Source organism: Tissierella creatinophila DSM 6911, from assembly GCF_001940565.1.
GTDB lineage: Bacteria > Bacillota > Clostridia > Tissierellales > Tissierellaceae > Tissierella_A > Tissierella_A creatinophila.
The window spans coordinates 1-13,622 of the sequence record NZ_LTDM01000027.1 but is presented as its reverse complement, the minus strand read 5'-3'; the positions used below and the strand labels follow the sequence as shown (position 1 = coordinate 13,622).

Here is a 13,622-nt window from a genome sequence, read left to right as displayed (position 1 = left end):
GCTTGAATTCTTCACTATATTGTTTCTTTCTCTTTTTCATAATAAATTCGCTCCTTTTCTGATAGTTTTATTATATCAGATATAGAATCTATTATGTTTAGGATGTCCGATTTCTATACTATCACTATAATGTTTAATTTTTTTGTATCAATGTCAAAGCATACAAGATAGCTTTCCACAATGTTTTTATTGACTATCTCATAATTTATTACTAATATATTATCTATTTGCTGTGCGTATGGAATTTTATCCATGGTTGAAACCTTATATTTATTTACATTCTTTTTACTATCTATTAAAACTATTTCTGTAGTAAATTTATCACCTTCTGATAGAGTTTCTACTACATATAACGTATCTTTATATATGCCTGACAATGCAGTAGCAAATACATTCTCGGATTCGTATAAAAGAATTTCATGATTATTGTTGTATAAATTGTTAACTTTATATATTGTTTTTTGATTACTAGTGAAACTAGTATATAGCTTACTGTTTTTTTCATCAACATCTACTAATTCTAAATTTGATTGAGTTTTATTAATTTTAAGTTCATATGTTTTATGAATAAAGTTTGAATTATTATCTAGTTCAAACTCTATAAAGCTAGAATTGTTAGTATCTTTGTGGATTATATCTTTATCACTAGTAGAACATCCACCTAGTGATAAAGATATAATCAGTATTAAAGAGATTCTTTTCAAGTTTATCATTTGTGCGACCTTTAATATATCATAGCCTTTCTAAAGTGATTATTATTTGCGTTATAAACATCACGAGCATTATACCATCTATTTCCTAATCCAGGACCATTAGGATCTGTAATTCTCACTTTAACGCCAGGACCATTTTTTGTATCATAGCCACTAGTATTAACGAAATGTCCAATACTTTCATATGGAAATGCTGATACATTTTTGGTATTAATATCTAGTACTGCAGGCATACTATTTCTCATTCCATAGTTTACCTTAGACATCCATGAATCATAAGATCCAATTGATGCATATATATAATTTGACTTAACGTTATTTTTCAAATAGTTGCTAAGAACAGTCATATCTGTACCAGATGTACTTGTTTTTAATTCACCGGCATAATAACTTTGACTATGTGATGAACCCTTAATAAAATGTCTAACTTGCTTAACTGTAGCAGGTCCACAGTAATATCCATTTTCTTGCTTAAAAACAGGAACAGATAAGGTTCTATACTCTCCATCAGGGTAACTCATTGGTTGAATACCATTTATATTACTTTTTGTAGATTCATAATCTAATATCTCTTGTTCTTTTTCTTCTAATAATTTAATATCTTCCTGTGTTGGAATATAACGTTTTGCCCCTTATTCATACGTCATATCCCCATTAAGTACCTCCTCACTTGCATAACTAGTATTAATAGATAGTAAAAAACATAGTATTAAAATTATCATTGAAAATTTTTTCTTCATTTTCGTTCCTCCTTTAAATTTAAATTATTATACTACTCTAAATATATCTAATATTATTAAATTATTATTTACAATCATCTCCTTATTTCTAAATTAATAAGTTACTGTTCTACTAATTATACTAGTACTCTCTACTATTTTATTGCTTTTATAAACATATCCATAGGAAACAAGTCTGTAAGAATATCTTTTATTTACATTATAATAGAAAATTGAATAAGTGGTTTTTGATACCTGATTCAAAATATTAAAAATTGATTTTTAATATTTTTGCTTATTAAATTTCTTGTCTCAATATCAGACGCACTATATGCCTTTACTTGTGCTGAAACCCTATAAGTATAGCCTTTAGTAATACTGACTGTTTCACTTAAAGATGTCCTATGAGAATTAGAACTTTGAGTAAAAGTTTTTATATTTATCCATTTCCCCCTTTCATATTGCTGTAAATTTGCGGTGATTGAAACTTTAGTTGTTATTCCTTTATATCCTTCTATAGAACAATCAATTGTCACTTTATCATTTGATTGTTTATATAGATTACATGAAGATGTAGATATATAATTCATGTATGGATTAACTTCTAAATTGTTTTCTAGTACTTCTTCTACAAAACCATCTGCAAATACTTTCCCAGAGCCTAAAGATAGTAAGCACAGGCATAATGAGAATATTGTTATCTTTTTTATCATTTAACCACACCCTTATCTTTTGTCTTATACTATATTAACGAATGAGATTGATGATTTGTGACAATTAATTTAAAATATTTTTATTATTTTTTAAAATACTTTTTGTCATTTTAATTATCTCTTCCATATCAATAGTTGAAGAGAATCTATACATGTATAAATCATCATTCCAATATATTTGACTTACACCCTTATTAGTAAAAAAACTGATAGTTTCATTTTCTATATCCATTGTTTTAATTTCAATACCTTCCGTATCAAATATGATTTCTCCATCTGATATAAGTCTTTGCTCATAAATTATCTCTTCATCAATCATATTTACATAAATAATCTTGTTAACATAATCACTTAAAGTTTCTTCAAGTATAGAAAAACCTTCTGGAATATACTCTGGATTAATAGCTACTAATTTTCTGTCAATAACTTCCTCTTCACTCTTAAAAGTTATAGATGTAAACTCTTCCCATACTTTTGTTATTACTTCAAAGAACTTAACCCTATAAGCTTCAACACTCATTGTAGTAACAAAAGTAATAGATAAAACTATTAATACTATAGCTGCAGCTCTCTTTCCATAAACTATAACGCTTCTCATAAAAGGAGTTCTTTTTTCACCTTTTATAAGCTTATTCATTTTTTTCTCAAAAGCCTTTGAAAACTTATGAGATAATTCTTCTTCCTTAGGAAAACTATCTAGCATCCTAATTCTGCTTTTCTAATATGTTCAGATAGAAAATCATCATCAATAATATTTTTACTCATAGGTTAAACTCTCCTCTCTAACTATTATCTGTTGAAGCATTTTTTTACCTCTTGATATTCTCTGTCTTACATTGGCTTCTGATATATCTAATATCTCTGCAATCTCACTATAGCTATAACCATGTGAAAACTTAAGTTTTAGTACAGTTAAATAATTTATAGGAAGTTTAAGTATAGCTTCTTCTATCTCATTCATCATAAAACCCTCATTGTTCTTTATGTCTTCTACATAAAATTCCACTTCATTAAAGGATATATTATCTTCTCTTTTTCTTTTACGATAAAAATCAATTGAAAGGTTCTGTACTATTATAACGATAAAGCTCCTCGTTTTGTGACAGTTTATTTCATTTATTTTATTTAAGTTATCTATAATCTTTAAAAAAGCTTGATGAACAATATCTTCTGCCAAATATTGATCTTTAATAATTCTATTAGCAACATAAAACATGGTTTGCTTATGGGTATTATAAATTTGTTCGAATTTACTTTTATCTTCTTCTGATTCAATCATATTTAAATATATGAACATACTATCCCTCCATTTCGAATTACTTTATATTTTAAGACCAACTGTGACACCTATATTAATTGATTTATTGTATCATGTTAAGTAAAGAACTGTCCTATTTAGTGTAACCTATCCATATACTAAGGATAAATAAAACTGTAAGTCTAAGGATCCAAACATATTTCACATTATTTTTATTCAAATTTAAATATATATGGTATATTTCTGTAGTGTACACCATAGTTAAGTCCATATCCTACTATAAACACATCTGGGATAGTAAATCCACAAAAATCTGGTGCAAGTTCTACTTTACGCCTACTCGGTTTATCTAACATAACACAAGTCTTTATAGACTTAGGATTTTTTTCTTTTAAATGTTCTATAACCTTTAAAAGTGTGAAGCCTGTATCTATTATATCATCCACTATAAGTATATCCTTACCCTCAATATCCGTTCTTAAATCGTGAACTATATTTACAACTCCAGTGGTAGTCTCTGAATATCCATAACTTGAGGTAGTTATAAAATCTATTTCAATAGGCATATCTATCTCTCTTATTAAGTCTGCTGCAAATATAAAACTACCTCTTAATAGTGATACAATTACTAAATCTTTATCTTCATAAGAAGATGTTATAATTTCACCTAATTCCTTAACTTTACTAGAGATCTCTTCTCTTGTAAAAAGGGTTTTTTCTCTTTTGTTTTCTGTCAACACTTTCTCTCCTTTTTTATTTATTAAAGTTTATCTTATCTTTTTTTAGTATGTTTTTAATTTCTATAAGTTCTTTTAATATCCTATTAAAAGTATATTGAAAACTTACTAATATAATAAATATTATAACACCAAATGTAACTTTTGTATCCACTATTTATCTTATCCTTCCTGTTCAACTTGATCAACCCTATTGTTATCATCTTCTATAAATTCTAATTTAGATATAGAGACTTCATAAGCTATCCTAGTTTCAACTTCTCCTGAAATAAACTTTTTATTATACTCCCTACTTTGGATTCTTCCCCATAATCTTATATGATCTCCTACTATTAGGTTCTCGCAGAATCTTGCATTTCTTCCCCAACCAATAGAAGGAATATAATCTGATTTGCTATATGCTCTATTTACAGCTAATAATAAATCTGATATTTCCCTCCCAAAAGGAGTCACTCTATATACAGGTTTTTTGCAAATATAGCCATCTAAATATATTTCATTAGGGTTTTTTATAGCTTCTTCTAGTTCTTCTTCATTTGGAATATAAATCTCTCTAGCAAATATAGTTAAAACTAATTTATTTGTAGAATCTATATACCTATTGTAAGATCTGAGTTGTCCTTCTATAATAACATAATTACCTACCTCTAAGTCAAGATTAATTAATAATCTTTCTGAAATTGTTATTGGAAGCAGATCTACCGAATCGCTAAGTCTAGATACCTCTACCAAGACATTGTAAAACTTTTCCCCATAAATTTCATGACTATACTCTTTTTCTTCTCTAACAATTCCCACTAATTTTACCATATTTGTATCAGTTGATTTTTCTGACATCTATATGCCCCCCTTATTCCTGTGTATTAATAATATATATCTATAGTTATTCACGTAAAGGGTAGATTATGATAAAAAAATATAAAAGGAAAATTTCCTTTTATATTTAAATATTTAAATGAAGTTTTTTATTGCCACAAACTAAACTTGCAGTAGCAGCCGCTAAGATTTTATATGTTTCTCTTTCATTTATAGTTTTAGAATTTATAATAAATTCAAAAGGTTCTATTTTGCTATCTAATATAGAGTTTACTTCCCTTTGAAGATATAGATTTAATCTTATATTATTATCATCATTATAACTTGAAACTGTTAGACTTGCTTTATTATTAAAACCATATGAAACGACAAGTGCATTTAAACCTTCTAAGGGCAGTCTAAGCCAGTTTTCATCATCACTGTTTAAGATAAAATAATTACACTGTAAAAATTTATTTTCTAAAATTACTTCCGTATTATAGATTATAATATCAAATTTTATATCAATAGAATAATATAAATGGAGATCTTCAGGATTTATCTCTATAGCAAATACTATTGTTTCATCTTTTCTTAAAGCCAATATATTTTTTTTATTATTTTTATAAATAATTTCCCATTCTTCTTGTATAAAGAAGCTTTCAATATATCCTTTAGTATTTGTCTCATTGTATCCCTCTATTATCCCAATAAAAAAAACTTTTTTATCTTCCACTTATTTTCCTTCTTTCTATTGTTTTATAGGAATTTGTTTTCCAGTGCTATCTATTTTAAAGTCTTGCTTATGTATAAGTTCTGATATAGGTACTATTTCATAACCATCAGCTATTAGTCTTTCTAAAACTAGTGGTAAATATTCTCTTACATACTTTGCATTGTTATGAAACAAAATTATAGATCCAGGTTTTACATTTCTGGTAACTACATCTACTACAGACTGAGTTCCAAGTTCCTTCCAATCTATAGAATCTACATCCCATTGTATTGTATAATATCCATTTTTCTTTGCTTCTCTAATAAGAGTATCATTATAATCCCCAAAAGGTGGTCTAAACAAAGTAGGTTTTACCTTTGTAATTTTGGCAATCTCATCTCCCGTACTATTTAACTCCTCTGCTATTTGTTCAGGAGATAATCTACTCATATTAGGATGAGTAGCTGAATGATTTCCTATTTCATGACCTCTTTTATGTATTTCTTCTACTCTATTTGGGAAATTTTCTACCCAAAATTTCACTAAGAAAAAGGTTGTCTTTACTTTATACTTATCTAGTGTGTCTAATATATCTATTGTATATTCATCTCCGTATGCTGCATCAAAAGATATAGCTATTTTTTTGTCTTTTCTTTCAACACTATATATGGGCAGTTCCTTTGTAGGTGAAAAAACATTTAAACTATCAAATTCCTTATTTGTTTTAATAACTACTGTGGCAAGCAATACAGTAAAAAATACTATAATCATTCTGTAACCTACATATTTTGGTCCTTCTTTTGTCATTTCCATCACTCCTATTAGATAAAATAATCTTCTCATTATAATAATATTATTCTTAAATAGAAGTAATATTACTTTTTTAAAATTTTATTTCACAAAATAGATATAATTGGATATTTTTTAAACTATACTCAAAATCTTCCAGTGTATATTTTATATTAATGGTTATATTAACTATTACAACAACCAAATGGTTTTGTGAAGGAGGGAAACAGGATGCCAAATAATAATACTAGTAGTAATAAATTAGTAGTACCTGAAGCAAAAGCAGCACTTAATCAAATGAAACTGGAAATAGCTAATGAATTAGGACTTTCAAACTACGATTCAGTAGATAAAGGTAATTTAACTGCAAGACAAAATGGTTATGTTGGCGGTTATATGACTAAACGATTAGTAGAGGCTGGACAAAGACAATTATCTGGAAAATAACAATAAAATATAAATTATAAATAAAAGAGAAGAGGAATTCCTCTTCTCTTTTTATTGTGTTATAATAGAAGCAAAGAACAAAAGAGGTGATAGTTATGTTTGCTGATAACACTGAAGAACTTGCCCAAAATAAACTTATATTACTATATATTATAGAAAACTCTCCTCATTTTTTTGATAAAAATGAACTATCTGAATATATATTAGAAAAAGATTATTTAAACTTTTTTTTAATTAAACAGTACTTAAGTGAATTATTAGAAGGAAAGCTTATAGAGCTTGTGGAAGAAGATGAAAGAGAAAAATATTCTATTTTAGAAAAAGGAACTTTAGCATTACAATACTTTGCTTCAAAGATTCCTCAAAAGATAAGGGATGAATTAAAAGAAGATTTTGAAGCATTTTCTTATATAAAGAAAAGAGATACTCAAGTTCTTTGTGATTTCTTTTTAAAAGAAAACAAAGAATATATGGTAAATCTTAAACTTGTAGAAAATGAAGACTCTCTATTTAGCATCTATGTTAGCGTTCCATCTTCTAAAGAAGCAGAAAAGATCTGTGAAAAGTGGAAGCAAAATACACAAGAAATTTATAAAAATATAATAGAGATGTTTATTTAAAAACCTTCTATAGCACTATGCTATAGAAGGTTTACTATTGTTCTTACTTCTCCAATTAAATAAAGTGATCCACCAAAAACTATCATATCATCTTTATCTGCTATTTCAATCGCTTTTAAAACAGCATTTTTTATATCTTTTTCAATTATAACTTCTCTTGCATAGCCTTTTATTTTTTCTTTTAATTCTGTTGCTGGAAGTTTTCTTGGTATATTAGCTTCCGTGGCTATAACAGTATCAGCTAAAGGAACTATAGTCTTTAACATATTGTCTATATCTTTATCTTTTAAAATAGATATTCCCAATATTAATTTTCTATAGTCAAATAGTTCCAAAGCTTCAGAAAGATTTTCCATCCCTTGAAGATTATGAGCACCATCAATTAAAAATATAGGATCTCTTTTTAAAACTTCAATTCTTCCATTCCATCTAGTATTTAATATACCTTTATATATTTCGCTATTTTCTATATCTATTAATCCTCTTTCTCTTAAAGCTAGAATAGTGGTAATAGCTAAAGAAGCGTTATATACCTGATACTCACCTATCATAGATGTTTTTAAACCTTCAAACTTATTACTTCCATACTCATAGTTAAACTCACTTCCATTGTCTGTTTCTTCTATAATTTCTATATCTAGTGTACTAAAGATTAGTTCTGCATTCATATCTTTAGTAACATCTTTTAAAACTTCTACTACTTCTTCTTCTTGAGGATAAGATATAACTAGCCCATCTCTTTTTATAATGCCTGCCTTTTGATAAGCTATTTTAGCCAGTGTATCTCCCAGTTCATTTATATGATCAAAATCTATAGTTGTTATTACTGATGCCAATGCATCTTTTATAATGTTAGTAGAATCAAACCTTCCGCCAAGACCTACTTCTAATACAACATAGTCTGGTCTTTCTTGCTTATAATATAAAAATGCAAGAGCAGTTACTATTTCAAATGTAGTAGGATGATCCATTCCTTCCTCTACCATCTTATTTGCAGCTAATTCTATTTTTTTTGTAAGCATTCCTATAGCTTCATCAGGTATATCTTTTCCATTTAATTTAATTCTTTCATTAAATCTTTCTAAAAAAGGTGATGTAAAAAGCCCTACACTATAACCTGCTTCTTGGATACAGCTAGATAGAAAAGCCGATGTTGACCCTTTTCCGTTAGTTCCTGCAATGTGGATAAATTTCAAATCATCTTGCGGATTGCCTAAGTTCTCAAGAAGTCTTCCTATAGAATCTAGCCCAAGTCTTGAGCCAAACTTATCTTTATCATTTATATAACTTAATGCTTCATTATAGTTCATCTTACACCTCTACATGTTTTTTTTAACATTATCTATTCTTTCTAATACTTTATCCATCATTTCTTCATATTTTTGTTTTTTATCTTTTTCTTCATCTATTATTTTTTTAGGTGCTTTAGATACAAATCCCTCATTTAGAAGTTTTGATGTTACTCTTTTTAACTCACCTTCGAGTTTTTCTTTTTCTTTTTCTAATCTTTCCATTTCCTTTTTAAAATCAATTAAATCTTTAAGAGGTAAAAAGGCTTCTGCCTTGTCCAATACAACAGCAATATTTTCTCCATCTAATCCTTCTTTTGACGATTTTACAATTACATTTTCGGCACTAGCTAGGTTTTTAAAATATCTTTCTCCTGAACTTATAAGTTCTTCTATACTACTATCTTTTGTTACAAATATAATAGGAGATTTTTTTGATGGAGCAATTTCCATTTCAAGTCTAGCATTTCTGATTTTCTTTATAGAATCTTTTATATATTCTATATCTTTTTCAGTTGTTTCAAAGCTATACTCACTTCTATATTTTGGCCATTTTGCAAGGATTAATGCACCTTTATCGCCTGGAAGATGACTCCAAATCTCTTCAGTTATAAAAGGCATAAACGGATGAAGTAATCTATTTATATCTTTTAATACAAATAAAAGTACCTTTTGAGCTACTTCTTTACTTCTTTCATCTTCTCCATATAGTCTAGACTTAACCATTTCTATATACCAGTCACAATACTCTTCCCATATAAAGTCATAGATTCTTTGAGCAGCAAAACCTAATTCATATTTATCTAAATTATGTTTTACATCTTTTATAGTTTCATTTAATTTAGATAATATCCATTTATCTTCTTCTTGGAGTTCATCTATACTAAATTCTTTTGTGGCTACATCTTCATCTAAATTCATCAGTACAAATCTAGTAGCATTCCAAAGTTTGTTTGCAAAGTTTCTATTTGCCTCTACTCTTTCATTGTAAAATCTCATATCATTTCCAGGGCTATTTCCAGTAACAAGAGTAAATCTTAGTGCATCCGCTCCATAAAGGTCTATAATCTCTAGAGGGTCTATTCCATTACCAAGACTTTTACTCATCTTTCTTCCTTCACTATCACGAACTAAACCTGTTAAAAATATATCTTTAAAAGGTACTTCTCCCATCTGTTCTATGCTTGAAAATACCATTCTAATTACCCAGAAAAATATTATATCATAACCTGTAACAAGTACATCTGTGGGAAAGAAATAGTCTAAATCTGGAGTTTTTTCAGGCCATCCCAGTGTAGAAAAAGGCCATAAGGCAGATGAAAACCAAGTATCGAGTGTATCGGTATCTTGCCTTAATTTTTCACTATTACACTTAGTACAATGAGTTATCTCATCTCTTGAAACAATAGTTTCCCCACAAGATTCACAGTAGTATACCGGAAGCCTATGTCCCCACCAAAGTTGTCTAGAAATGCACCAATCTCTAATGTTTTCTAACCAGTTAACATAAACTTTACCAAATCTTTCAGGAATAAAGTTTATATCTCCATTTTTATAAGCTTCAAGGGCAGGTTTTGCAAGAGACTCCATCTTTACAAACCATTGTTTAGATATAAGTGGCTCTATTATAGTACTACATCTTTCACAGTGACCTATTGCATTTTCATGTTCTTTTATCTCTTTTAAGTAGCCTTCTTTCTTTAAATCTTCTATTATTTTCTCTCTAGCTACAAACCTCTCAAGTCCTTCATACTTTCCACCATTGGCATTTATAAATCCTTTTTCATTCATTATAATATTTTGTCCAAGGTTAAATCTTTCCCCTACTTCAAAGTCATTTGGATCATGAGAAGGTGTTATTTTAACTGCTCCTGTACCAAACTCCATCTCTACATAACTATCAGCTATTATAGGAATCTCTTTATTTATTAAAGGAAGTATAGCATACTTACCAACTAAGCTCTTATATCTTTCATCATCAGGATTTACAGCTATTGCAAGGTCTCCAAGCATAGTCTCAGGTCTTGTGGTTGCAATAGTTATTTTTTCATCACTATCTTTAATAGGATACTCAATATACCATATAAAAGAATTACTATCTTCATGTTCTACTTCTGCATCTGAAATTGCAGTTTCACAAGAAGGACACCAATTTATAATCCTATCGCCTCTATATATAAGGTCTTTTTCATAAAGACGGATAAACACCTCTTCTACTGCCTTACTTAAATTGTCATCTAAAGTAAAACTATCCCTACTCCAGTCACAAGAAACCCCAAGCTTTTTAAGTTGATTTTTTATAGTATTACCATAAAGATGAGTCCACTCCCAAGCTTCTTCTAAAAACTTTTCCCTACCTAGACCCTCTTTTGTTTTACCTTCTGCTTTAATCTTTTCTACAACTTTAGATTCTGTAGATATACTTGCATGGTCCGTTCCCGGCAACCATAGCGCTTCATAACCTTCCATTCTCTTCCACCTAGTTAAGATATCTTGAATGGTGTTGTTTAAAGCGTGTCCCATATGAAGACTCCCAGTTACATTTGGTGGGGGCATCATTATAGTAAAAGGCTTTTTTTCTTTGTTTACATTAGCCTTAAAGTATCCATTTTCATTCCAATACTCGTATAGTCTATCTTCAAAACTTTTTGGATCATAGGTTTTATTTAAATTTTCTAACACAAAATTCCTCCTTCAATATTATTATTTACAATTTTAAAAATATAAAAACCCTTCGTTCCTATTATAATAATAAGGACGAAGGGTAATTTCCGCGGTGCCACCTTAGTTTCAGGATTCCTCCCGACTCTTATGCTATTATAAGGTCATAACCCTTTAAACTTAAAATTTTTCAGTCTAAAAACTCAAAAGCTACTTTCAACATTTAGAGCTTTAAAAATCTTTCAGCCAAGGATTTTCTTCCTAAAAAGTTAAATGTCTACTCCTCTTTTTCAAAGTTAAATATATAAATTTATTCAATTAATTATATAAATAATACACTTGTTTGTCAACTAATCTCTTCAATATTATTTCTTTTACTTATATAGATTTTTAGATAATTTATAAAAGCAAGTATATTTAAAATTACGGTGATTATAAAAAGTACCTCTGATAGTTTTGTAGAAATCTTAAAGACTATGCTAAGTGTAGCTGCATAAAATGAAACCGTAGCAGTTTTTCCATATATATTTGAAGGAACTACCTGTTTTCCTTTATAAAGATATAGTATTCCTCCTCCTAGTATCATAACTATTTCCTTTACTCCTATGGCAATTAATATCCAAGATGGAATTATCTTTTCTATGGTATAACTTATAAGGACTGCAAAGATCATCATCTTATCTGCTATCGGATCTAGAACTATTCCAAGCTTTGTTATAAGATTGTATTTTCTAGCAATGCTACCATCTAAAACATCAGATATTCCGGCTAATATAAATACAAGTCCAGCTAAGAAAAATCTGTTTTCTAAATCAGAAAAAAATATAAGAAGATATATTGGAACTAAAAAGATCCTAAGTATCGTTAGTAAATTAGGTATATTCATAAAAATCCTCCCTTTTAAAATTAATAATCACCTTTATCCTCTCTAAGAATAATATATCATATAGAAACCAGATTCTCTACTATAATCTAACAAGGAGTGATTGTAAAATGCAAAAAATTAAGAAGTATTCAATCTTATTAGTTTTAGTGCTGGTAGTTTCACTTACACTTTCTGCCTGTGCTAAAAGTCCAAACGAAAAGATAAAACTTGAAAAGTTAAAACTTATGGAAGTTACCCACTCTCTATTTTATACCCCACAATACGTAGCTATAACACAAGGTTTTTTTGAAGAAGAAGGTCTTGATGTTGAGCTTATAAACGGAGGTGGAGCTGATAAAGTTATGGCGGCTCTTTTAAGTGGCGAGGTAGACATCGGTTTTATGGGTCCAGAAGCATCCGTATATGTTCACAATCAAGAAAGAGATAACTACGCTGTAAACTTTGCACAACTTACACAAAGAGATGGTTCTTTTTTAGTTGCAAGAGAAAAAGATGATGATTTTACATTTGATAAGGTAAAAGGCAAAACTATAATAGGTGGTAGAAAAGGTGGCATGCCTGAAATGACTTTAGAATATGTTTTAAAGTCTAAAGGATTAAAATTAGGAGAAGATGTAAATGTAAGAACTGATATCCAATTTGATGCAATGGCAGGAGCTTTCCTCTCTGGTGAAGGAGACTATGTTACACTATTTGAACCTGTTGCAGCATCGCTTGAAAAAGAAGGAAAAGGATATGTAGTTGCGTCCATAGGTAAAGAAGGAGGATATATTCCTTTTACTGCTTATTCTGCTACAAAAGCAAAAATAGAAAAAGATCCTGAAACCATACAAAAGTTTACAAACGCTCTATATAAGGGAATGGTATGGGTACAAGAACATAGTAATGAAGAAATAGCTAAAGCTGTAAAACCACAATTCCCTGATACTCCAGATGATATACTGGTGGCTTTAATAGATAGATATAAATCACAAGATAGCTGGACTCCAGATTTGATAATTACAGAAGATGGGCTTAACCATCTGATGGATATAATGGAAATGGCAGGAGAATTAGATAAAAGAGCAGATTATAAATCAATCGTAACAACTAAATTTGCTAAAAAGGCTATGGAAAAATAAAGAATTAGATATCCCCCTATCTAATATATAAAATAGCTCGTTGCAGAACTCTGTAGCGAGCTATTTTACTGCATTTCAATCTATTGAAATGGCTGGGATTCCCCCGATTTTGGGTATATATACAGTATCAAGTTGTTTATAACTCAAAACGGAAATTGA

The 13,622-nt window shown here is 28.9% G+C and carries 16 protein-coding genes and 1 other annotated feature; of the genes, 3 read left to right on the top strand and 13 right to left on the bottom strand.

Annotated features, from left to right (window positions below; all coding sequences use genetic code 11):
- Positions 1–113: 113 nt before the first annotated feature.
- The 10 genes from TICRE_RS07840 to TICRE_RS07800 all read right to left on the bottom strand — a co-directional run bounded on the left by TICRE_RS07840 (position 114) and on the right by TICRE_RS07800 (position 6,457).
- On the bottom strand, positions 114–713 hold the full coding sequence (locus tag TICRE_RS07840) for a hypothetical protein (RefSeq protein WP_075726846.1): 600 nt from the start codon (positions 711–713) through the stop codon (positions 114–116).
- An 11-nt stretch (positions 714–724) separates the two neighbouring features.
- Complete coding sequence (locus tag TICRE_RS07835) at positions 725–1,234, bottom strand: C39 family peptidase (protein WP_075726844.1); 510 nt, start codon at positions 1,232–1,234, stop codon at positions 725–727.
- 458 nt (positions 1,235–1,692) lie between these two features.
- Positions 1,693–2,145 (bottom strand): hypothetical protein, encoded by a 453-nt coding sequence (locus TICRE_RS07830; protein ID WP_075726842.1) that lies wholly within the window; start codon positions 2,143–2,145, stop codon positions 1,693–1,695.
- Positions 2,146–2,209: 64 nt separating this feature from the next.
- Entirely contained in the window at positions 2,210–2,848 is a 639-nt protein-coding gene (locus TICRE_RS07825) for a DUF4367 domain-containing protein (protein WP_075726840.1), read from the bottom strand.
- Positions 2,849–2,902: 54 nt separating this feature from the next.
- The gene (locus TICRE_RS07820; protein WP_075726838.1) at positions 2,903–3,442 is read right to left on the bottom strand and encodes an RNA polymerase sigma factor; all 540 of its coding nucleotides are present in this window, start codon (positions 3,440–3,442) and stop codon (positions 2,903–2,905) included.
- Between the two features lie 173 nt (positions 3,443–3,615).
- Positions 3,616–4,140 carry a hypoxanthine phosphoribosyltransferase gene (hpt, locus tag TICRE_RS07815; protein WP_075726836.1) on the bottom strand — a complete coding sequence of 175 codons (525 nt, stop codon included), beginning with the start codon at positions 4,138–4,140 and terminating at the stop codon, positions 3,616–3,618.
- Between the two features lie 16 nt (positions 4,141–4,156).
- Entirely contained in the window at positions 4,157–4,294 is a 138-nt protein-coding gene (locus TICRE_RS13475) for a hypothetical protein (RefSeq protein ID WP_198927530.1), read from the bottom strand.
- Between the two features lie 8 nt (positions 4,295–4,302).
- The gene (locus TICRE_RS07810) at positions 4,303–4,977 is read right to left on the bottom strand and encodes a single-stranded DNA-binding protein (RefSeq protein WP_075726834.1); all 675 of its coding nucleotides are present in this window, start codon (positions 4,975–4,977) and stop codon (positions 4,303–4,305) included.
- 106 nt (positions 4,978–5,083) lie between these two features.
- Positions 5,084–5,671 (bottom strand): hypothetical protein, encoded by a 588-nt coding sequence (locus TICRE_RS07805; RefSeq protein WP_075726832.1) that lies wholly within the window; start codon positions 5,669–5,671, stop codon positions 5,084–5,086.
- A gap of 15 nt (positions 5,672–5,686) precedes the next feature.
- Positions 5,687–6,457, bottom strand: a complete 771-nt coding sequence (locus TICRE_RS07800) for a polysaccharide deacetylase family protein (protein ID WP_075726830.1) — start codon at positions 6,455–6,457, stop codon at positions 5,687–5,689.
- Between the two features lie 213 nt (positions 6,458–6,670).
- Here TICRE_RS07800 and TICRE_RS07795 point away from each other — a divergent pair, with 213 nt between their 5' ends.
- Positions 6,671–6,886, top strand: a complete 216-nt coding sequence (locus TICRE_RS07795) for an alpha/beta-type small acid-soluble spore protein (RefSeq protein WP_075726828.1) — start codon at positions 6,671–6,673, stop codon at positions 6,884–6,886.
- 95 nt (positions 6,887–6,981) lie between these two features.
- The gene (locus TICRE_RS07790; RefSeq protein ID WP_075726826.1) at positions 6,982–7,506 is read left to right on the top strand and encodes a DUF4364 family protein; all 525 of its coding nucleotides are present in this window, start codon (positions 6,982–6,984) and stop codon (positions 7,504–7,506) included.
- Positions 7,507–7,526: 20 nt separating this feature from the next.
- On the opposite strand, the gene TICRE_RS07785 is transcribed toward TICRE_RS07790, so the two are convergent.
- From TICRE_RS07785 to pgsA, 3 genes are all read right to left on the bottom strand, one after another.
- Positions 7,527–8,816, bottom strand: a complete 1,290-nt coding sequence (locus tag TICRE_RS07785; RefSeq protein ID WP_075726824.1) for a bifunctional folylpolyglutamate synthase/dihydrofolate synthase — start codon at positions 8,814–8,816, stop codon at positions 7,527–7,529.
- Between the two features lie 9 nt (positions 8,817–8,825).
- On the bottom strand, positions 8,826–11,477 hold the full coding sequence (locus tag TICRE_RS07780) for a valine--tRNA ligase (RefSeq protein WP_075726822.1): 2,652 nt from the start codon (positions 11,475–11,477) through the stop codon (positions 8,826–8,828).
- Between the two features lie 68 nt (positions 11,478–11,545).
- Positions 11,546–11,759: a binding site (T-box leader), on the bottom strand.
- 43 nt (positions 11,760–11,802) lie between these two features.
- Positions 11,803–12,342 (bottom strand): CDP-diacylglycerol--glycerol-3-phosphate 3-phosphatidyltransferase, encoded by a 540-nt coding sequence (gene pgsA / locus TICRE_RS07775; RefSeq protein WP_075726820.1) that lies wholly within the window; start codon positions 12,340–12,342, stop codon positions 11,803–11,805.
- 107 nt (positions 12,343–12,449) lie between these two features.
- Between pgsA and TICRE_RS07770 the strand changes: the two genes are divergently transcribed.
- The gene (locus TICRE_RS07770; RefSeq protein ID WP_075726817.1) at positions 12,450–13,463 is read left to right on the top strand and encodes an ABC transporter substrate-binding protein; all 1,014 of its coding nucleotides are present in this window, start codon (positions 12,450–12,452) and stop codon (positions 13,461–13,463) included.
- The last annotated feature ends 159 nt before the right edge of the window (positions 13,464–13,622 follow it).

What these genes read in the sequence shown, in the direction of transcription:
- TICRE_RS07820 (WP_075726838.1), bottom strand. Translation starts at nt 3,442, where the DNA reads ATGTTCATATATTTAAATATGATTGAATCAGAAGAAGATAAAAGTAAA.
- TICRE_RS07770 (WP_075726817.1), top strand. Translation starts at nt 12,450, where the DNA reads ATGCAAAAAATTAAGAAGTATTCAATCTTATTAGTTTTAGTGCTGGTA.
- TICRE_RS07795 (WP_075726828.1), top strand. Translation starts at nt 6,671, where the DNA reads ATGCCAAATAATAATACTAGTAGTAATAAATTAGTAGTACCTGAAGCA.
- pgsA (WP_075726820.1), bottom strand. Translation starts at nt 12,342, where the DNA reads ATGAATATACCTAATTTACTAACGATACTTAGGATCTTTTTAGTTCCA.
- TICRE_RS07790 (WP_075726826.1), top strand. Translation starts at nt 6,982, where the DNA reads ATGTTTGCTGATAACACTGAAGAACTTGCCCAAAATAAACTTATATTA.
- TICRE_RS07800 (WP_075726830.1), bottom strand. Translation starts at nt 6,457, where the DNA reads ATGACAAAAGAAGGACCAAAATATGTAGGTTACAGAATGATTATAGTA.
- TICRE_RS07810 (WP_075726834.1), bottom strand. Translation starts at nt 4,977, where the DNA reads ATGTCAGAAAAATCAACTGATACAAATATGGTAAAATTAGTGGGAATT.
- TICRE_RS07785 (WP_075726824.1), bottom strand. Translation starts at nt 8,816, where the DNA reads ATGAACTATAATGAAGCATTAAGTTATATAAATGATAAAGATAAGTTT.
- TICRE_RS07835 (WP_075726844.1), bottom strand. Translation starts at nt 1,234, where the DNA reads ATGAGTTACCCTGATGGAGAGTATAGAACCTTATCTGTTCCTGTTTTT.
- TICRE_RS07830 (WP_075726842.1), bottom strand. Translation starts at nt 2,145, where the DNA reads ATGATAAAAAAGATAACAATATTCTCATTATGCCTGTGCTTACTATCT.
- TICRE_RS07825 (WP_075726840.1), bottom strand. Translation starts at nt 2,848, where the DNA reads ATGCTAGATAGTTTTCCTAAGGAAGAAGAATTATCTCATAAGTTTTCA.
- TICRE_RS07840 (WP_075726846.1), bottom strand. Translation starts at nt 713, where the DNA reads ATGATAAACTTGAAAAGAATCTCTTTAATACTGATTATATCTTTATCA.